Source organism: Catenibacterium mitsuokai, from assembly GCF_025148785.1.
Classification (GTDB): domain Bacteria; phylum Bacillota_I; class Bacilli_A; order Erysipelotrichales; family Coprobacillaceae; genus Catenibacterium; species Catenibacterium mitsuoka.
In genome coordinates this window covers 2,420,001-2,442,083 of sequence record NZ_CP102271.1, presented here as the reverse complement: position 1 = coordinate 2,442,083, position 22,083 = coordinate 2,420,001, and the positions used below count along the sequence as shown (strand labels likewise).

Below are 22,083 nucleotides of genomic sequence, written 5' to 3'. Positions count from 1 at the left end.
ATACTATCTATTCGTTACAGCTTTATCTATTAACGTAATTCATCAAGCCACATAGATACATCTGCATCACTAGGCATACGTAAATCTCCACGAGGAGATAAAGCCACTGAACCAACTTTAGGTCCATCTGGGATACAGCTACGCTTGAACTGCTGAGTAAAGAAACGTCTATAGAATAGAGTGAGCCATTTCTTAATTGTTGCTTCATCGTATTTATCACCATATGTATGAATCGCAATACGTAATAGTTTCTGTGGTTCATAATGGAATCTTGCATGATGATAAAGGAAGAAGTCATGTAATTCATAAGGTCCTACAATATCTTCTGTCTTCTGAGTAATTTCACCATCTTTTGCAGGAAGTAATTCAGGTGAGACTGGTGTATGAAGAATATCCTGTAATGTAGCTTCTAATACTTCACCTTTATATAAAGTGGATACATAATCAACAAGATATCTTACTAGTGTCTTAGGAACAGAGACATTGACACCATACATACTCATATGGTCACCATTATAAGTAGACCATCCAAGTGCAACTTCTGATAAGTCTCCTGTACCTACGACAATACCACCTGCCTGATTCGCAATATCCATAAGAACCTGTGTTCTTTCACGTGCCTGGCAGTTTTCATAAGTGACATCATGAACTTCAGGGTTATGATTAATATCCTTAAAATGCTGGTTAACGGCATCTTTGATATTGACTGTCATAGAAGTGACTTCTAGTTCCTTCATAAGTGTTAAGGCGTTATTTAAAGTACGATCTGTTGTACCAAAACAAGGCATAGTGACCGCAATAATATCTGATACAGGACGTCCTAACATCTTATATGCCTTATGCATAACAAGTAAGGCAAGAGTAGAATCAAGTCCTCCAGACATACCAACAACGACTTTCTTAATATGAGCGGCTTCTAATCTCTGCATTAAGCCATGAGTCTGGATATTAAATACTTCTTCACAACGGGCTGCACGTTTTTCTTTATCACTAGGGACAAATGGATGAGGATCATAATAACGATCTAAATCCAGTTCTTCATCATCTAACATAAATGGTACGGCATCAAAATAATCTTCACTCTCATAAGTGGTCATTTCAATACGTTCTGTATGAATCTTTTCTAAATCCATGTCGGCGTAGATTAAACCTGTTGAGTACTGAGTAGATTCTTTAAGTAATGTACCATTTTCATAAATAAGGTGATGATTAGAAAATACAACATCAGTTGTTGATTCACCCACACCCGTATTACTATAAACATAGCCACATACAAGTCTTGCACTTGTTGCACTGATCAAACTGCGTCTATAATCACTCTTACCTGTTAAGTTATTAGAAGCAGAAGGGTTCACAATAAGTGTGGCCCCATTTAAACATGCATCAGTACTTGGTGTATGAGGAGCCCATACATCTTCACATATTTCTACCCCAATCTTTAACCAAGGATGATTTACATCTTCAAAAAGCTGTTCAGTTGTGACGTGAATTTCCTGATCACATAAAGTAATATATTCATCGAGATCACGACCGCTCTTGAAATGTCTGCCTTCATAGAATTCATGATAATTTGGAATATATGTCTTAGGTACAGCACCTAGAATATCTCCTCTATGTAGTACAAGAGCACAATTATAAAGATCATTACGGATGACAAGTGGCATACCAATTACAATCACTGTATCAAGATCTTTTGTTTCATCTAAAATATATTGAAGTTGTGTTTCTGATTCATTCAATACTCTCTTCTGAAAGAAAAGATCTTCAATTGTATAACCAGTTAAACATAATTCATTTAATACAAGAACCTGTGTATGATTTGCGTTGGCTTCTTTTGATAAACGGATAATCTCCTGCGCATTCTTTTTCACATTTGCGATAGAGACTTTAAAAGAACCAGCTGCAACTCTAATAAAACCATCTTTCATAAGCATTCCTCCAATTTCCTTCTCATTATATCAAAAAAAGTTCACGTGAGTGAACTTTATAATAAATGTATATCATTTTCTTCGCAGATACGCATTGTATCTTCATCCCATAATGAAGCCTGTACTTCACCAATATGGGCTTTCTTTAAGAAGAACATACATAAACGTGACTGACCAATACCGCCACCAATACTTAATGGATAAACATTATTTAAAACATTCTGGTGATAAGGAAGTTCAGTACGTTCCTCTGCATGAGCTTTCTTTAGCTGTTCCTCTAAGGCTTTCGCATCAACACGTACCCCCATAGAAGATAATTCAAATGCATCATCAAGAATAGGATGATAAACAAGAATATCACCATTGAGAGTCCAGTCATCATAGTCCGGTGCACGTCCATCATGCTTGATGCCAGACTTAAGGGTATCCCCGATTTTCATTAAGCAGACTGCTTTCTTTGCTTTAGTGATGGCTCTTTCTCTTTCTTTTGGTGTTAAATCAGGATAAACATCTTCTAATTCCTGTGTTGTAATAAAGAAGATCTTTTCTGGTAATAATCCCTTATCTAACTGTGGATAATGACGAATCATTAAGAAGTCTAAATCTAATAAAGCTCTATAAATCTTCTTAACAGTCTGTTTGAAGAAATCAACAGTACGATCTTCAGGTTTGATCACTAATTCCCAGTCCCATTGGTCTACATACATAGAATGAAGGTTATCGATTGTTTCATCTCTTCTAATTGCGTTCATATCTGTATATAGTCCAGTATGTGCTTCAAAGCCATATCTATAAAGCGCATCACGTTTCCATTTTGCAAGTGAATGAATGATTTCAATTTCATCATCATTATTCAATTCATAGCTGTTGAAGGCCACTGGTCTTTCAGTTCCGTTTAAATCATCATTTAATCCTGTGTTTTTTAATAAGAATAATGGGGCAGATACTCGAGTGAGTCTTAATTCTTCTGATAAACGTCTTTCAAAATAGTCTTTAATCATTTTAATCGCAACTTCAGTCTCAATCAGATTGAGTTGTGAGTGATAATTCTCTGGTATAAATACTTTGCTCATAACTTTACTCCTTTATACATGATTATATAAGAAAAAAATAAAAAAGAAAGAAAGAAAACAGTATTTCTTTGAATATTTAAAAATATGTAATAATTTAGGGAAATTGAAAAAATAACGAACTTGATTGACTTATTTCCGATTATTTAATACAATGTTGAAAACACAAGATAAGGAGATGCACAATGGAAAAATTGTTTAAGAGCACAAGAGGCAATCAGACACCTATTGATTTTTATACATCTATTCTTCAGGGAATCGCAAGTGATGGGGGATTACTTGTACCTGACTTCGATTTTGAGAAGAAAAACTTAGAAGAACTTCTATCATTAAACTATGTTGATCTTGCAACAGAGATTATTAGTACATTTGCACCAAGCGATGCAAAGGAAGCGTTACATACAGCTTGCAACCAGGCTTATGGTGAAGGTTTATTCTGTGATGAAGTGGTTCCTGTAAAGAAAGCAGGAAATGTATATGTTGCAGAACTCTATCAGGGTCCTACAGCTGCATTCAAGGATATGGCATTATCTATGCTTCCTAGAATGATGACTCTTTCTTTAAAGAAGAAAGGTGAAGAACGTGAAGTGATGATTCTTGCAGCAACAAGTGGTGATACTGGTAAAGCTGCATTAGAAGGCTTTAAGGATGTTGAAGGGACTTGTATTAAGGTTTTCTATCCAATTGATGGTGTATCTGCTATTCAGCAGCAGCAGATGGTCACAACAACAGGTAAGAATGTTGAAATCATTGGTATTAGAGGAAACTTTGATGATGCACAGTCTGCAGTTAAGAAGGCTTTTGGTTCAAAAGAATTAAAAGAACTTTGTGATGAACATCATATTTTCTTATCTTCTGCTAATTCAATTAATATTGGACGTTTAATTCCACAGATTGTTTATTATTTCTATTCTTATTTAACACTTGTAAAGAGAAATGAAATTAAGTTAGGAGAAGCAGTGAACTTTACAGTGCCTTCAGGTAACTTTGGTAACTGCTTAGCTGGATGGATTGCAAAAAATATGGGCTTACCAGTGAACCAGTTCATTGTTGCTTCTAATAAGAATAATATCTTAACCGATTTCTTTACAACTGGTACTTATGATGCAAGACGTGAATTTTATAAAACGAATGCACCTGCAATGGATATCTTAGTTTCTAGTAACTTAGAAAGATTAGTATGGTTCATGGTGAATGGTGATAGTGAAAAAGTAAATAAGTATATGGAAGAACTTAAAGAAACAGGTGTTTATAAAGTAGATGATGAAACACTTGCAAGAGTTCAGAAAGAATTCAAGGCAGGATGTCTTGGAGAAGAAGATGTACTTAAAGTTGTTCATGACTGCTGGAATGAAAATAAGTATTTATTAGATACACATACAGCGGTTGGTTATGGTGTTTATGAAGAATATGTCAAGAATACTGGGGATACAACTAAGACAATCTTACTTTCAACTGCGTCACCTTATAAGTTCCCAGAATCTGTATATCAGGCATTAACTGGTGAAGAAGTAGATGTTTATACGGCTATTGAAAAATTACATGAATTAACTGGTATGGAAATTTCTTATCCATTAAAGGGTATTAAGAATCGTGAAATCCTTCATAAGGGTGTTATTGATAGAGATGCCATTTTAGATACTATTGCAGATAAAATCAAGGAGTACTAATTATGTTTGTAAAGGTAAGAGTTCCTGCAACAAGCGCAAACTTAGGACCTGGATTTGATGTTGCGGGTCTAGCAGTCACTTTATATAATACATTCACTTTTGAATTATTAGATGAAGGATTAGAAATCTTAGGATGTCCTGAACAGTTTGCGAATAAAGATAACTTAACTTATCGTGCCTTTGAAGAAGGTGCACGTTATGTAGGATTAGATTATAAAGGACTACGTATTACCAATGAAGGAGATGTTCCTTATACAAGAGGATTAGGTTCTTCTTCTACATGTATTGTTGCTGGTATTGTCGGTGCTTTCGCATTCAAGAATCGTTATGAAGAACGTCAGAACATCCTTGAACTTGCGACTAAGATTGAAGGACATCCAGATAACGTTGCCCCAGCCATCTTTGGTGGTTTAACTGTTTCTGTTATGGAAGAACATAAAGTGACTACACTTTCAATCCCTGTTAAACAGGACTATCGTTATGTAGCGCTCATTCCACCTTTCACATTATCTACAGAAAAAGCACGTTCTGTATTACCACAGACATTAGACCGTGCAGATGCGATTAAGAATGTTTCTCATCTTGCATTGATGGTTGCATCACTTATTAATGGATATGATGAAGGTTTAAAACTAGGCTTTAAGGATCGTTTCCATCAGCCATATCGTGGACACTTAATTGACAACTTCTTCCCTATTATGGATGTATTAGAGAAGGATGAAAAAGTATTAGGTGCTTATCTATCAGGTGCAGGGCCTACTATCATGGCTTTAATTCGTGCGGATGATACAATGGGTGTTGTTCGTATTAAAGAAGAATTAGGATCTTTAATTGACGGATGGCAAGTAGAAAAGTTAGAATTAGATGAACGTGGATTTACATGTGACTTTTTATAATACCTGGCAGTTGTCAGGTATTTTATTTTCAGGAGGATCAAATGAAGAACTATCATACACACACAACAAGATGTATGCACGCAATTGGAAGTGAAGAAGAGTATATCCTAGCAGCCATTTCAGCTGGATATACAGAACTCGGCTTTTCAGATCATACACCATGGCATTATGATTCAGGCTATCATGCAACAATGCGTATGGATGAATCACAACTTGAAGACTATGTCCATACATTATCAGTACTTAGAGATAAATATAAAGACAAGATTTCTATTAAGATTGGTTTAGAATGTGAATATTTTGAAGATAAGATGGACTGGCTTAAGGAGCAGGTAGAACGTTATGGACTCGATTATCTTATTTTAGGTAATCATTTTGATGGCAGTGATGAAACAGGTATTTACTATGGGTATCCTGTAAGTTTAGAAGAATTAAAAAGATATGTATCACAGGTGCTCAAGGCAATGGATACAGGTTTATTCTCATATGTAGCACATCCTGATGTTGTCTTTTATGATGAAAGTAAGCAGGAACATATTGATGAATTAGAAAAAATCTGTATTCATGCAGCTGAAATAAATATGCCTTTAGAATTCAATTTATTAGGATATAAGGCAATGCGTCATTATCCAAGTCAGCCATTTATTGATTTATGTAAAAAGCATCATAATCGTATTATTATAGGAACAGATGCGCATGATGCAGGTGCATTAAAAGACACTCAAACATACAATCGTGCTTATACTTATTTAAAAGAGAATGGATTAGAGATTACCGAAGATATAAAGATGTTGAAATAGGAGGCTTGAAAAAGCCTTTTTGTTTTGGTGATATGAGTGCATAATATAAATAAGAGAAGGAGAAAATGCATATGGTTAATTATGAAGAAGCAAAGAAAATCGCTTTAGAATCACTTGGTGAAATGGCAATACATATCAATGAAGCATTTGAAACAGAGGATGCTTATATTTTTAACGATTCTAAACATATCTATGATGGATGGATTCCTATTGTGATTAGAAAAAGTGATGGTCATCGTGTTCATTATGGTGAATATATGCTTGGTGATGATCAGACATGGACTTATAGGAAGAAAATAAAATTCTAATCCTTTTGACAACTATGAGTGTGCTTATAGTGAAAAACATCGATATATCCAATATTTTTTAATACACTAAAGACAATGGAAATGTAGTAATATATATCATGGTCGTATTATTTTATAGTTTGTATAATTGCTTTAGATGGGAAAAAACAATGATATTATTTCTTTTATAGCGAAAAACCTTTAAAATAGAAGTGCCTAGTATAAATCAAAGGCTTGATAATGGATATATTATTTGATGTATAATAAAGGTGGTGATAAAAATGGAACATATTACAGATATAGATAAAACAGCACATCTTGAAGAATGTGTAGAAGCGGTGAGAGAAATCATTAATCCAGATGATTATGGATTAACTGAAGAAGCGCTTTATGCCTTAACAAAAGAAATCATGGATACTTCTCTTACAATGGGAGGAGACTTTCATTTAGATAATATTCGTTTCTTTGCAGAACGTTTTATTAAGAGTGGATCAATCGCTCGTTTTAAGATGGCTCATGAAAATGATTTTTAAGGAGGAATTGTATGGGTAAAATAGAAGATGTTATCCAACAGTACCTGGATGAACATAAAAGTCATTATCTAGGTAAATATCGTTATAGATGTAGTTATCGCATTGGTGATACTGCTATGAAGTTTCATTATTATATGCTTGATGAGAGCTTCAGAAATATCGATATTTATGTTGAGCTTTCATATGGTGAGAAAGTTGATGCGGAATTTTCAGAAAATTTAAATGACCAGGAAAAGCAGTTTATTATTAAAGATGCGCTGGTACATATTTTTTATAAAGAAAAGTTTAAACATATTCTTCATTATTCTTTGATTCCAAAAATTGTGAAGGAACATCATTTGATTGATACAAACATGGCACCAATCGATTATATCGAGATATTGGAGTATATGAAGTATCATCAGGGTATTAATCAGAAGACAATTGATTCTTTTTATGAAATCTATCTTCCAGTGATGCATGATTTAATCAAGACACAAAAATATGATGTTTATATTTGTTCGTTGATCTTATTATTGCGTAACATACTTTATGAATATGATTGGGATGGACCAAATTCCAAGTATCGTGATACTGAATATCAATATCATTTATATTATGTGAGAGAATTGATCCAGGAAATCGTAGATCACTTAGATGTATTCTATAAGCATGCAGCAAGCTATTTGTTCCATCTTATGCATCTACTATGTCAGCATACCTTATTCGCATTTTGTATTATGAGCAATCTTGGTTCATTATTTAATTATAATGAGGTTGTTTTAAAGGCTTTATCAGACAATTTGAAAAAGCACTTTATCTTATATGATAAGGAAGCGAATAATTTAAATCAGTGTAATCTTGTTTATTCTTATTTATTTTATTCTTATTTAAATAAGAAAGAACCTTTTAGAGAAGTAATTAAACAGGTATTTAGAACAATTGTGGATTCTATTCTTGTTTATGCAAATCATGATTTAGATCTTGCATTAGGTAATACGTTATTAAAAAATGAAGGTTATGATGTATTGTTGGATTTATTCAGCAATGATTACAATACATTTATATTCACTTGCTTCCCAATTAGTTCATTCCCGACAGAAATGCGTACATCAGTTCGTAATGAACTTGTTGCCGCTATTCGATTCTTTGCAGGTAGAATGAATAATGATAAGTATAAACTCAGCTCATTTGAACAGGTATTGAATATCAATAGATTGTTATTAGATAATTTTGGAGATTGGTATAAATGAAAAAGAGAAACATAGTTACAGCGGTCTTCGGGACAGCTGTCCTTGCAGGTGCAGGGTTATATCAAAAAACAAGTCAGTTTGTGGATGAACGTTTATATCGTACACATATTAATCGTACTTCATTTGAGGTTTTAAAACCTCAGGTTGTACGTATTAAGAATATGAATGATGCGATTTTAACTGGTTATCTTCTTGAAGTGGATCATGCAGACAATACATTGATCATGGTTCATGGATTTACTAAGGATGCTTCTTCTTTAGAGAATGAAGCACTCTATTTTCAGTCAATCTGTCCACATACCAACATTTTGATGGTTGACTGTTATGGCAATGGTTCATCGGATGGTGTCACAAGAGGTGTTGGTTTTCAGGATGTTATGGATATCAACTACTGGAATCGTTATATTATTCAAAAATATGGTAAAGAACATCATGTCTTCTTCTATGGTAAAGAAACAGGTGCAACTGCACTACTTTGTGCAGGTAGTGCTGGCTTATTAAAGAATGCAACAAGCATGATTGTAGAAAGTACATTTAAGAATGTACGTGACTACTTTGCATATTTAATGAAGAATGATGGATATCCAGAATCAATCACACGACCTCTTCTTTCGATTGTGTTAAGAAAAGAATTAAATGTCACTCTAGATGATCTAGATGTCATGAGATATATTAGGAAAAATACTATTCCTACATTATTTATTCAGAACAAGAACAACAATAAAGCAGATTTTAATGATGTATTTGATTTATACAATGCAGCAGTATGTGAAAAAGAACTGATGCCATTAAAAGATAAGCCATTTTATGCTCTTGATGAAAAGCATCCTTATAAGGATCTTCTTACAGAGTTTTTAAATAGAAATGGATGATAGGAGGACGCTATGTATTTTAAAGAATCAAAAGGTTTCCCAAAGGATTTCTTATGGGGAAGTGCTTCAGCTGCTTATCAGGTAGAAGGTGCCTGGGCTGAAGATGGTAAAAAACCTTCTGTATGGGATAAGTTTGTAAGAATCCCTGGCAAGACATTCAAAGCCACTACAGGTGATAAAGCAGTTGATCATTATCACATGTATAAAGAAGATGTCAGATTAATGGGTGAAATGGGTCTTAAGACTTATCGTTTCTCAATTGCCTGGTCAAGAATCTTTCCAGCTGGTAACGGACAGGTGAATGAAAAAGGTCTACAGTTCTATGATGACTTAATTGACGAATGCTTAAAGTATAACATCGTACCAATGGTGACTGTATATCATTGGGATTTACCACAGGCATTAGAAGATCAATATCATGGCTGGGAAGACCGTCGTATTGTCGATGATTTTGTGAATTATGCAACAACATTATTTAAACGTTATGGTGATCGTGTTAAACACTGGATTATCTTGAATGAACAGAATGTCTTCACAGGCCATGGCTGGATGCTTGCAAAACATCCACCAGGAAAATTCAAAGATATGAAGACTTACTATCAGGTAAATCATCATGCATTCATGGCTCATGCTAAGTCAGTACTGGCATTAAAAGAACTTTATCCTGATGCATTAGTTGGCTCATCATTCGCATATGGTCCAGCTTATGCTGTGTCTGATAAGCCAGAAGATCAGATGGCATGTGTAGACTATGAAGATTTGAAGTCATATTACTGGATGGATGTTTATGCATATGGACGTTATCCAAGATCTGCCATGAAATACTTAGAATCATTAGGTGTTGCCCCACACTTTGAGGAAGGTGACCTTGAAATTCTAAAGGCAGCTGCCGCAAAGGTAGACTTTATGGGCGTGAACTATTATAAGACATGCAGTATTGAATATAACCCATTAGATGGTGTTGATTCTCTTGGCGGTGAAAACAATACAGGTAAAAAAGGTACAGCTGAGATGGAAGGTGTGCCAGGTATGTATAAAGTACCAGCTAATAAGAATCTTCCTACAACTGACTGGGACTGGACTATTGATCCTATGGGATTACGTTTTGCATGTCGTAAGATTACTTCACGTTATGATTTGCCAATCGTTATCTCAGAAAACGGGCTTGGTGCATTTGATAAATTAGAAGATGGACAGATTCATGATTCATATCGTATTGAATATTTACGTAACCATATCGAGGAATTAAAGAAAGCATGTGATGATGGATGTCGTATTCTTGCATACTGTACATGGTCATACACTGATTTGTTAAGCTGGTTAAATGGTTATCAGAAACGTTATGGTTTTGTCTATGTAGATCGTGATGAAGATGAAAACTCAGGTACTCTTAAGAGAATTCCAAAGGATTCTTATTACTGGTATAAGAAAGTCATAGAAACAAATGGTGAAGAATTATAAATGATTGAAGGCTGACTCACTGTAGTCAGTCTTTTATATGTTTAAATGGCGTATATAGAGGCTATAAGAGGCAGTTATAAAAAAAGGATAGAAAGTAATAAAAGTAAAAAAACATAGCGGATATCAGCTTAAAATAAGAATGCACAGGAAATTACTAAAAAATATTCAAAAAACACTTTACAAGTTCCGATATTTTAGGTATTATAGACAGGCAGTCCGGGAGACGGGCTGAGACAGAACATTGAAAACTGAACAGATACACGTCAGATTTATTTGAAAACATTTAATTGATGAGCTGAACATCAGCTCTTCACATATTTTCGTGGAGAGTTTGATCCTGGCTCAGGATGAACGCTGGCGGCGTGCCTAATACATGCAAGTCGAACGAATCTTCTTCGGAAGATGAGTGGCGAACGGGTGAGTAATACATAGGTAACCTGCCCCTGTGCGGGGGATAACAGGAGGAAACTCCTGCTAATACCGCATAGCCATGAGCACCGCATGGAGCTCATGCCAAATATCCTTCACGGGATAGCGCAGGGATGGACCTATGGCGCATTAGCTAGTTGGCGGGGCAACGGCCCACCAAGGCAACGATGCGTAGCCGGCCTGAGAGGGCGGACGGCCACATTGGGACTGAGACACGGCCCAGACTCCTACGGGAGGCAGCAGTAGGGAATTTTCGGCAATGGGGGAAACCCTGACCGAGCAACGCCGCGTGAGCGAAGAAGGCCTTCGGGTCGTAAAGCTCTGTTGTAAAGGAAGAACGTCGGACACAGGAAATGGTGTGCGAGTGACGGTACTTTACCAGAAAGCCACGGCTAACTACGTGCCAGCAGCCGCGGTAATACGTAGGTGGCGAGCGTTATCCGGAATCATTGGGCGTAAAGAGGGAGCAGGCGGCCGCAAGGGTCTGTGGTGAAAGACCGAAGCTAAACTTCGGTAAGCCATGGAAACCGGGCGGCTAGAGTGCGGAAGAGGATCGTGGAATTCCATGTGTAGCGGTGAAATGCGTAGATATATGGAGGAACACCAGTGGCGAAGGCGACGGTCTGGGCCGCAACTGACGCTCATTCCCGAAAGCGTGGGGAGCAAATAGGATTAGATACCCTAGTAGTCCACGCCGTAAACGATGGTCACTAAGTGTCGGGGGTCAAACCCCGGTGCTGCAGTCAACGCAATAAGTGACCCGCCTGAGTAGTACGTTCGCAAGAATGAAACTCAAAGGAATTGACGGGGGCCCGCACAAGCGGTGGAGCATGTGGTTTAATTCGAAGCAACGCGAAGAACCTTACCAGGTCTTGACATCGATCTAAAAGGGATGGAGACATCCTCATAGCTATAGAGAAGACAGGTGGTGCATGGTTGTCGTCAGCTCGTGTCGTGAGATGTTGGGTTAAGTCCCGCAACGAGCGCAACCCCTGTCGCCAGTTACCATCATTGAGTTGGGGACTCTGGCGAGACTGCCTCTGCAAGGAGGAGGAAGGCGGGGATGACGTCAAATCATCATGCCCCTTATGACCTGGGCCACACACGTGCTACAATGGACGGGACAGAGGGAAGCGAAGGCGCGAGCCGGAGCGGACCCCAGAAACCCGTTCCCAGTTCGGACTGCAGTCTGCAACTCGACTGCACGAAGCCGGAATCGCTAGTAATCGCGGATCAGCATGCCGCGGTGAATACGTTCTCGGGCCTTGTACACACCGCCCGTCACACCATGAGAGTTGGCAACACCCGAAGCCGGCGGCCCAACCCGCAAGGGAGGGAGCTGTCTAAGGTGGGGCTGATGATTGGGGTGAAGTCGTAACAAGGTATCCCTACGGGAACGTGGGGATGGATCACCTCCTTTCTAGGGAGACAGACGTGTAATGTTCAGTTTTGAGTGCTCTGGCACTCAGGAGAGATCCTTGAAAATCAGATATGATCATCAAATGGAAAGTTTTAAAAACTTTCTGCACACAAAGATAAGATGTAAGTGAGATCGAGAAATCAAACAAAGATAAGAAGGTCTAGTACATCTGGTCTGAAGGCAAAAAATACTAAGAACAGAAATACTCAAGCGAACTAAAGAGAACCAATCACAAGGTCAAGGAAGAAAGGGCGTACGGAGAATGCCTGGGCACAGAGAGGCGATGAAGGACGCAGCGAACAGCGAAATGCGGCGGCGAGCGGTAAGCACGCGATGACCCGCCGATATCCGAATGGGGAAACCCCTCCGCTTTCGAAGCGGAGACCGCATGACGACCGTCATGACGGGGCAATACGCAGGGAACTGAAACATCTAAGTACCTGCAGGAAGAGAAAGAGAAGTCGATTCCGTAAGTAGCGGCGAGCGAAAGCGGAGGAGCCCAAACCGGACATAGTCCGGGGTTGTAGGACCGCCGAGAAAGATGACATGAAGAGTCAGGAGAATCCCATGGGAAGGGGATCCGCAGAGGGTGAGAGACCCGTATCCGAAGGCTCGACATGGATCGAGGCGGCACCTGAGTACGGCGGGGCACGTGGAATCCTGCCGGAATCATCGGGGACCATCCCGAAAGGCTAAACACTACTCTGTGACCGATAGCGAACCAGTACCGTGAGGGAAAGGTGAAAAGAACCCCGGGAGGGGAGTGAAAGAGAACCTGAAACCGCATGCCCACAAGAAGTCAGAGCCCGTCAAAGGGTGATGGCGTGCCTTTTGTAGAATGAGCCGGCGAGTCACGATCAGCAGGCGAGGTTAAGCAGGAGATGCGGAGCCGCAGCGAAAGCGAGTCTTAACAGGGCGACATAGTCTGAGGTCGTGGACCCGAAACCGGGTGATCTAGCCATGAGCAGGTTGAAGTCGGGGTGAGACCCGATGGAGGACCGAACCGACCCCCGTTGAAACGTTGGCGGATGACTTGTGGCTAGGGGTGAAATTCCAATCGAACCCGGAGATAGCTGGTTCTCCCCGAAATAGCTTTAGGGCTAGCGTCGCAGCGAGAGAGCCGTGAAGGTAGAGCACTGAATATGCGATGGCCGCATCCCGCGGTACTGAGCATAATCAAACTCCGAATGTCACGGTGTCATCTGCGGCAGTCAGACGGCGAGTGATAAGGTCCGTCGTCAAGAGGGAAACAGCCCAGACCATCAGCTAAGGTCCCAAAGTGCATGCTAAGTGGAAAAGGAAGTGGAGACGTGCAGACAACTAGGAGGTTGGCTCAGAAGCAGCCATCCTTCAAAGAGTGCGTAACAGCTCACTAGTCGAATGACTCTGCGCCGATAATTTACCGGGGCTAAGCATGACACCGAAGCTATGGACAGGAATGTGGTAGGGGAGCATTGCATGCAGCGGAGAAGCATGACCGAGAGGGCATGTGGAGCGCATGGAAGAGAGAATGCCGGCGTGAGTAGCGGCACGTGGGTGAGAATCCCACGCACCGATGGCCCAAGGTCTCCAGAGGAAGGCTCGTCCTCTCTGGGATAGTCGGGACCTAAGGCGAGGCCGAAAGGCGTAGCCGATGGACGACGGGTGGATATTCCCGTACCCGATGTGTGGCGATGGAGTGACGGAGAAGGCTCAGGCAACCAGCTGCTGGAATAGCTGGGGCAAGCGAGATACCTGCGCACCAGGGAAATCCGGTGCGCGCAGGGGGAAGGCGCGAAGCATACGGAAAGCTGCGGCAAGTACGGAAAAGCTGAGAGCAGGCTTCCAGGAAAAGCTTCTAGCACAACACGCATCGGCCCGTACCGAAAATGGACACACATGGGCAAGGAGAGAATCCTGAGGTGAGCGAGAGAACTATAGCTAAGGAACTCTGCAAAATGACCCCGTAACTTAGGGAGAAGGGGTGCTCCAGAAATGGAGCCGCAGTAAAACGGCCCAAGCGACTGTTTACCAAAAACACAGCTCTCTGCGAAGGCGCAAGCCGAAGTATAGGGGGTGACGCCTGCCCGGTGCTGGAAGGTCAAGGGGAGCTGTCAGCGCAAGCGAAGCAGCGAGCCGAAGCCCCAGTAAACGGCGGCCGTAACTATAACGGTCCTAAGGTAGCGAAATTCCTTGTCGGGCAAGTTCCGACCCGCACGAAAGGCGTAACGATTTGGGCGCTGTCTCAGCTGTAGACTCGGTGAAGTCTTAGTACCTGTGAAGATGCAGGTTGCCCGCGACTAGACGGAAAGACCCCATGGAGCTTCACTGCAGGTTGACATTGGGCTTGGATGCATGATGTACAGGATAGGTGGGAGGCTGTGAGCCGTGCGCGCCAGCGTACGGGGAGCCGCTGTTGGGATACCACCCTTCATGCATCTAGGTCCTAACCGGAGGCAACGGGCCACGGGACAGTGTCAGTCGGGCAGTTTGACTGGGGCGGTCGCCTCCCAAAGAGTAACGGAGGCGCCCAAAGATACCCTCAGCATGGATGGAAACCATGCATAGAGTGCAAAGGCATAAGGGTGTCTGACTGCGAGACATACAGGTCGAGCAGGGACGAAAGTCGGGCTTAGTGATCCGGCGGATCCGAATGGAAGGGCCGTCGCTCAACGGATAAAAGCTACCCTGGGGATAACAGGCTGATCTCCCCCAAGAGTTCACATCGACGGGGAGGTTTGGCACCTCGATGTCGGCTCATCGCATCCTGGAGCTGAAGTCGGTTCCAAGGGTTGGGCTGTTCGCCCATTAAAGCGGTACGCGAGCTGGGTTCAGAACGTCGTGAGACAGTTCGGTCCCTATCTGTCGTGGGCGCAGGAGGTTTGAGGAGAGCTGCCCCTAGTACGAGAGGACCGGGGTGGACGGACCGATGGTGCACCAGTTGTCACGCCAGTGGCACAGCTGGGCAGCCAAGTCCGGACGGGATAAGCGCTGAAGGCATCTAAGCGTGAAGCCCCCTCCAAGATGAGACCTCCCATTGGCGACAAGTAAGGCCCCTCGAAGACGACGAGGTTGATAGGCCGCGAGTGCAAGCGCAGCGATGTGCTTAGCGGGGCGGTACTAATAGGCCGAGGACTTGGCCAAGATTGGAGAGAGTAGAGACTAGTAGAGATGACGTATCTGGTTTTGAGGGATCCCTCGAGGATCTGGCGGCGATAGCATGATGGACACACCCGTTCCCATCTCGAACACGGAAGTTAAGCATCATAACGGCGACGATAGTGTGAAGACGCGACAATAGCAAGCTGCCAGGTCCTTTTTTTATGCCTTCCTTCAGGAGGGCTTTTTTTGTGCAAAAAAAAAGGACCGATAAGGTCCTAATGTACATGGAATACTTGGATCAATAAGATCCAGGCTAAGCCATAGTATGTAACAACGGCAACTAAGTCATTGATTGTAGTAATTAAAGGCCCTGATGCAACAGCTGGGTCAACCTTGATTTTATGGAAAAACATTGGAATGACTACACCAACTAAACTTGAGAAGACCATAGCTACAAATAATGAAACACCAACACATCCAGATAAGATGAAGGCATCCATAAATGGTCTATTCTTGGCGAACATAATATAGAATCCAATAAATACAAATGATAATAATCCTAGGATTGTTCCATTACTTAAACCAATATTTAATTCTTTTAAGGTGAATTTGAATTTATCTTTAGCGGAGATGTTCTCATCAACAAGTAGTCTAATAGTGACGGCAAGTGACTGTGTTCCTACATTACCAGCCATATCTAAAATAAGTGATTGGAAACATACAACAATCGCAATCTCTGCAACAACTGATTCAAATAAACCTACTACAGTCGAAACAATCATTCCAAGGAATAAAAGAAGAATTAACCAAGGAAGTCTTTTTTTCATACCATCTTTTACTGTTTCATCTAGATCTGATTGTTCAGTCATACCTGCTAACTTAGCATAATCTTCATCCTGTTCATCTTCAACGAAGTCAGTAATATCGGTAGAAGTAATAACACCAATAATTTCATTATTATCGTTGAGTACAGGGAATGAATCTTCTTCGTATTCACGAATTTCATCAATACATTCACTGATTTCTTCGTGTGCATAAACATGTGGATAAGAAGTTGCGATAATTTCTTCTAAATCATCATTTTCTCTAGCAACAATTAAATCCTTTAAATCAATAGCACCATAATATTGATTATGATCAGTTACATAAATTGTATTAATATTATCGTGTGTACTAGATTGTCTTATTAGTTCCTTCATTGCTTTTCTGATAGTCAAACCACGTTCGATTGAAATGAAGTTAGTTGTAATTTCGTGACCAATCTGATCAGGATTAAATGATTTAATTAATAAGATATCCTCTCTTCTTTTTACATGTAAATAAGGAAGGAGACGGCTCTTAGTTTTTTCATTTAAGTTTTCTAAGATATCGACCGCATCATCTAAGTCCATCTTATTAAGAAGCATTGCGTACTTTTTATATCCAAAGTCCTGAATATAATCTTCTGGATCTTCAATATAACCAATAATGGAAGATAATCTTTTTATATCAAAATAATCAAAGAATAATTTTCTTTCTTCTTTTGGTAATAACTCAAATGCTTCTGCAATATCCTTGTCATGATATTCATCTAATAAATTTGTTTTTTCTTCAAGTGTATGTTCTGAAGAGATAATGCGCAAAATGTCCTGCACATAATCATTACTGTACTTTCTTTCTGTCATGATGTATTCCTCTCTTTCATAATATGATTATGCCGAGCAAATACCAGTGAAGTTCTTAAAAAATTAGACAAACAGTCACTGGAATTTGATTGCTTTTTCTATTTATTATGTGTTGCTCGTGACTGTCCATCTAAACCACCTCTTTTCATTGTCCATTTCTTTTTATAACAAAATCCACCAAAAAAGTAAAGTGAAAAAGTACCCTTTACATTAACATTTATTTCATACTTTTTAAGAAAATGGAAATTTTTTTCAAAAAACACTTTACAAGTTCCGAAATTTTAGGTATTATAGACAGGCAGTCCGGGAGACGGGCTGAGACAGAACATTGAAAACTGAACAGATACACGTCAGATTTATTTGAAAACATTTAATTGATGAGCTGAACATCAGCTCTTCACATATTTTCGTGGAGAGTTTGATCCTGGCTCAGGATGAACGCTGGCGGCGTGCCTAATACATGCAAGTCGAACGAATCTTCTTCGGAAGATGAGTGGCGAACGGGTGAGTAATACATAGGTAACCTGCCCCTGTGCGGGGGATAACAGGAGGAAACTCCTGCTAATACCGCATAGCCATGAGCACCGCATGGAGCTCATGCCAAATATCCTTCACAGGATAGCGCAGGGATGGACCTATGGCGCATTAGCTAGTTGGCGGGGGCAACGGCCCACCAAGGCAACGATGCGTAGCCGGCCTGAGAGGGCGGACGGCCACATTGGGACTGAGACACGGCCCAGACTCCTACGGGAGGCAGCAGTAGGGAATTTTCGGCAATGGGGGAAACCCTGACCGAGCAACGCCGCGTGAGCGAAGAAGGCCTTCGGGTCGTAAAGCTCTGTTGTAAAGGAAGAACGTCGGACACAGGAAATGGTGTGCGAGTGACGGTACTTTACCAGAAAGCCACGGCTAACTACGTGCCAGCAGCCGCGGTAATACGTAGGTGGCGAGCGTTATCCGGAATCATTGGGCGTAAAGAGGGAGCAGGCGGCCGCAAGGGTCTGTGGTGAAAGACCGAAGCTAAACTTCGGTAAGCCATGGAAACCGGGCGGCTAGAGTGCGGAAGAGGATCGTGGAATTCCATGTGTAGCGGTGAAATGCGTAGATATATGGAGGAACACCAGTGGCGAAGGCGACGGTCTGGGCCGCAACTGACGCTCATTCCCGAAAGCGTGGGGAGCAAATAGGATTAGATACCCTAGTAGTCCACGCCGTAAACGATGGTCACTAAGTGTCGGGGGTCAAACCCCGGTGCTGCAGTCAACGCAATAAGTGACCCGCCTGAGTAGTACGTTCGCAAGAATGAAACTCAAAGGAATTGACGGGGGCCCGCACAAGCGGTGGAGCATGTGGTTTAATTCGAAGCAACGCGAAGAACCTTACCAGGTCTTGACATCGATCTAAAAGGGATGGAGACATCCTCATAGCTATAGAGAAGACAGGTGGTGCATGGTTGTCGTCAGCTCGTGTCGTGAGATGTTGGGTTAAGTCCCGCAACGAGCGCAACCCCTGTCGCCAGTTACCATCATTGAGTTGGGGACTCTGGCGAGACTGCCTCTGCAAGGAGGAGGAAGGCGGGGATGACGTCAAATCATCATGCCCCTTATGACCTGGGCCACACACGTGCTACAATGGACGGGACAGAGGGAAGCGAAGGCGCGAGCCGGAGCGGACCCCAGAAACCCGTTCCCAGTTCGGACTGCAGTCTGCAACTCGACTGCACGAAGCCGGAATCGCTAGTAATCGCGGATCAGCATGCCGCGGTGAATACGTTCTCGGGCCTTGTACACACCGCCCGTCACACCATGAGAGTTGGCAACACCCGAAGCCGGCGGCCCAACCCGCAAGGGAGGGAGCTGTCTAAGGTGGGGCTGATGATTGGGGTGAAGTCGTAACAAGGTATCCCTACGGGAACGTGGGGATGGATCACCTCCTTTCTAGGGAGACAGACGTGTAATGTTCAGTTTTGAGTGCTCTGGCACTCAGGAGAGATCCTTGAAAATCAGATATGATCATCAAATGGAAAGTTTTAAAAACTTTCTGCACACAAAGATAAGATGTAAGTGAGATCGAGAAATCAAACAAAGATAAGAAGGTCTAGTACATCTGGTCTGAAGGCAAAAAATACTAAGAACAGAAATACTCAAGCGAACTAAAGAGAACCAATCACAAGGTCAAGGAAGAAAGGGCGTACGGAGAATGCCTGGGCACAGAGAGGCGATGAAGGACGCAGCGAACAGCGAAATGCGGCGGCGAGCGGTAAGCACGCGATGACCCGCCGATATCCGAATGGGGAAACCCCTCCGCTTTCGAAGCGGAGACCGCATGACGACCGTCATGACGGGGCAATACGCAGGGAACTGAAACATCTAAGTACCTGCAGGAAGAGAAAGAGAAGTCGATTCCGTAAGTAGCGGCGAGCGAAAGCGGAGGAGCCCAAACCGGACATAGTCCGGGGTTGTAGGACCGCCGAGAAAGATGACATGAAGAGTCAGGAGAATCCCATGGGAAGGGGATCCGCAGAGGGTGAGAGACCCGTATCCGAAGGCTCGACATGGATCGAGGCGGCACCTGAGTACGGCGGGGCACGTGGAATCCTGCCGGAATCATCGGGGACCATCCCGAAAGGCTAAACACTACTCTGTGACCGATAGCGAACCAGTACCGTGAGGGAAAGGTGAAAAGAACCCCGGGAGGGGAGTGAAAGAGAACCTGAAACCGCATGCCCACAAGAAGTCAGAGCCCGTCAAAGGGTGATGGCGTGCCTTTTGTAGAATGAGCCGGCGAGTCACGATCAGCAGGCGAGGTTAAGCAGGAGATGCGGAGCCGCAGCGAAAGCGAGTCTTAACAGGGCGACATAGTCTGAGGTCGTGGACCCGAAACCGGGTGATCTAGCCATGAGCAGGTTGAAGTCGGGGTGAGACCCGATGGAGGACCGAACCGACCCCCGTTGAAACGTTGGCGGATGACTTGTGGCTAGGGGTGAAATTCCAATCGAACCCGGAGATAGCTGGTTCTCCCCGAAATAGCTTTAGGGCTAGCGTCGCAGCGAGAGAGCCGTGAAGGTAGAGCACTGAATATGCGATGGCCGCATCCCGCGGTACTGAGCATAATCAAACTCCGAATGTCACGGTGTCATCTGCGGCAGTCAGACGGCGAGTGATAAGGTCCGTCGTCAAGAGGGAAACAGCCCAGACCATCAGCTAAGGTCCCAAAGTGCATGCTAAGTGGAAAAGGAAGTGGAGACGTGCAGACAACTAGGAGGTTGGCTCAGAAGCAGCCATCCTTCAAAGAGTGCGTAACAGCTCACTAGTCGAATGACTCTGCGCCGATAATTTACCGGGGCTAAGCATGACACCGAAGCTATGGACAGGAATGTGGTAGGGGAGCATTGCATGCAGCGGAGAAGCATGACCGAGAGGGCATGTGGAGCGCATGGAAGAGAGAATGCCGGCGTGAGTAGCGGCACGTGGGTGAGAATCCCACGCACCGATGGCCCAAGGTCTCCAGAGGAAGGCTCGTCCTCTCTGGGATAGTCGGGACCTAAGGCGAGGCCGAAAGGCGTAGCCGATGGACGACGGGTGGATATTCCCGTACCCGATGTGTGGCGATGGAGTGACGGAGAAGGCTCAGGCAACCAGCTGCTGGAATAGCTGGGGCAAGCGAGATACCTGCGCACCAGGGAAATCCGGTGCGCGCAGGGGGAAGGCGCGAAGCATACGGAAAGCTGCGGCAAGTACGGAAAAGCTGAGAGCAGGCTTCCAGGAAAAGCTTCTAGCACAACACGCATCGGCCCGTACCGAAAATGGACACACATGGGCAAGGAGAGAATCCTGAGGTGAGCGAGAGAACTATAGCTAAGGAACTCTGCAAAATGACCCCGTAACTTAGGGAGAAGGGGTGCTCCAGAAATGGAGCCGCAGTAAAACGGCCCAAGCGACTGTTTACCAAAAACACAGCTCTCTGCGAAGGCGCAAGCCGAAGTATAGGGGGTGACGCCTGCCCGGTGCTGGAAGGTCAAGGGGAGCTGTCAGCGCAAGCGAAGCAGCGAGCCGAAGCCCCAGTAAACGGCGGCCGTAACTATAACGGTCCTAAGGTAGCGAAATTCCTTGTCGGGCAAGTTCCGACCCGCACGAAAGGCGTAACGATTTGGGCGCTGTCTCAGCTGTAGACTCGGTGAAGTCTTAGTACCTGTGAAGATGCAGGTTGCCCGCGACTAGACGGAAAGACCCCATGGAGCTTCACTGCAGGTTGACATTGGGCTTGGATGCATGATGTACAGGATAGGTGGGAGGCTGTGAGCCGTGCGCGCCAGCGTACGGGGAGCCGCTGTTGGGATACCACCCTTCATGCATCTAGGTCCTAACCGGAGGCAACGGGCCACGGGACAGTGTCAGTCGGGCAGTTTGACTGGGGCGGTCGCCTCCCAAAGAGTAACGGAGGCGCCCAAAGATACCCTCAGCATGGATGGAAACCATGCATAGAGTGCAAAGGCATAAGGGTGTCTGACTGCGAGACATACAGGTCGAGCAGGGACGAAAGTCGGGCTTAGTGATCCGGCGGATCCGAATGGAAGGGCCGTCGCTCAACGGATAAAAGCTACCCTGGGGATAACAGGCTGATCTCCCCCAAGAGTTCACATCGACGGGGAGGTTTGGCACCTCGATGTCGGCTCATCGCATCCTGGAGCTGAAGTCGGTTCCAAGGGTTGGGCTGTTCGCCCATTAAAGCGGTACGCGA

The 22,083-nt window shown here is 43.0% G+C and carries 11 protein-coding genes and 5 rRNA genes (1 of these 16 cut by a window edge); 13 read left to right on the top strand and 3 right to left on the bottom strand.

Features of this window, described 5'->3' with window-relative positions:
• Window positions 1-29 precede the first annotated feature (29 nt).
• Window positions 30-1,928: an NAD(+) synthase gene (locus NQ499_RS12575; RefSeq protein ID WP_040389741.1), complete on the bottom strand. Its 1,899-nt coding sequence runs from the start codon at window positions 1,926-1,928 to the stop codon at window positions 30-32.
• Between the two features lie 56 nt (window positions 1,929-1,984).
• Entirely contained in the window at window positions 1,985-3,001 is a 1,017-nt protein-coding gene (gene asnA / locus NQ499_RS12570) for an aspartate--ammonia ligase (protein ID WP_006505202.1), read from the bottom strand.
• A gap of 182 nt (window positions 3,002-3,183) precedes the next feature.
• Here asnA and thrC point away from each other — a divergent pair, with 182 nt between their 5' ends.
• From thrC to rrf, 11 genes are all read left to right on the top strand, one after another.
• A complete protein-coding gene (thrC, locus tag NQ499_RS12565) occupies window positions 3,184-4,668 on the top strand; it encodes a threonine synthase (protein ID WP_006505201.1) in 1,485 nt (494 codons plus the stop codon).
• Between the two features lie 2 nt (window positions 4,669-4,670).
• Window positions 4,671-5,564, top strand: coding sequence for a homoserine kinase (gene thrB, locus NQ499_RS12560; protein ID WP_006505200.1), 894 nt, complete (start codon window positions 4,671-4,673; stop codon window positions 5,562-5,564).
• Window positions 5,565-5,605: 41 nt separating this feature from the next.
• Entirely contained in the window at window positions 5,606-6,364 is a 759-nt protein-coding gene (locus NQ499_RS12555) for a histidinol-phosphatase (RefSeq protein ID WP_040389740.1), read from the top strand.
• A gap of 71 nt (window positions 6,365-6,435) precedes the next feature.
• Complete coding sequence (locus NQ499_RS12550) at window positions 6,436-6,672, top strand: hypothetical protein (RefSeq protein ID WP_040389739.1); 237 nt, start codon at window positions 6,436-6,438, stop codon at window positions 6,670-6,672.
• A gap of 260 nt (window positions 6,673-6,932) precedes the next feature.
• Window positions 6,933-7,184 (top strand): hypothetical protein, encoded by a 252-nt coding sequence (locus NQ499_RS12545; protein WP_006505197.1) that lies wholly within the window; start codon window positions 6,933-6,935, stop codon window positions 7,182-7,184.
• Between the two features lie 11 nt (window positions 7,185-7,195).
• Window positions 7,196-8,416: a hypothetical protein gene (locus NQ499_RS12540; protein ID WP_006505196.1), complete on the top strand. Its 1,221-nt coding sequence runs from the start codon at window positions 7,196-7,198 to the stop codon at window positions 8,414-8,416.
• A complete protein-coding gene (locus tag NQ499_RS12535) occupies window positions 8,413-9,288 on the top strand; it encodes an alpha/beta hydrolase family protein (protein ID WP_006505195.1) in 876 nt (291 codons plus the stop codon). Before NQ499_RS12540 ends, NQ499_RS12535 begins: the two co-directional genes overlap by 4 nt.
• 12 nt (window positions 9,289-9,300) lie before the next feature.
• Window positions 9,301-10,749 (top strand): glycoside hydrolase family 1 protein, encoded by a 1,449-nt coding sequence (locus tag NQ499_RS12530; RefSeq protein WP_006505194.1) that lies wholly within the window; start codon window positions 9,301-9,303, stop codon window positions 10,747-10,749.
• Window positions 10,750-11,068: 319 nt separating this feature from the next.
• Window positions 11,069-12,598 (top strand): 16S ribosomal RNA (locus tag NQ499_RS12525).
• A 235-nt stretch (window positions 12,599-12,833) separates the two neighbouring features.
• A 23S ribosomal RNA gene (locus tag NQ499_RS12520) occupies window positions 12,834-15,721 on the top strand.
• Window positions 15,722-15,782: 61 nt separating this feature from the next.
• Window positions 15,783-15,891: ribosomal RNA gene (gene rrf, locus NQ499_RS12515) — 5S ribosomal RNA — on the top strand.
• Window positions 15,892-15,954: 63 nt separating this feature from the next.
• On the opposite strand, the gene mgtE is transcribed toward rrf, so the two are convergent.
• Window positions 15,955-17,343 carry a magnesium transporter gene (gene mgtE / locus NQ499_RS12510; RefSeq protein WP_006506811.1) on the bottom strand — a complete coding sequence of 463 codons (1,389 nt, stop codon included), beginning with the start codon at window positions 17,341-17,343 and terminating at the stop codon, window positions 15,955-15,957.
• 406 nt (window positions 17,344-17,749) lie between these two features.
• Between mgtE and NQ499_RS12505 the strand changes: the two genes are divergently transcribed.
• Window positions 17,750-19,280: ribosomal RNA gene (locus NQ499_RS12505) — 16S ribosomal RNA — on the top strand.
• A gap of 235 nt (window positions 19,281-19,515) precedes the next feature.
• Window positions 19,516-22,083 (top strand): 23S ribosomal RNA (locus NQ499_RS12500); it runs 320 nt beyond the window's last position.
• The 16S, 23S and 5S rRNA genes sit together here, the layout of an rRNA operon.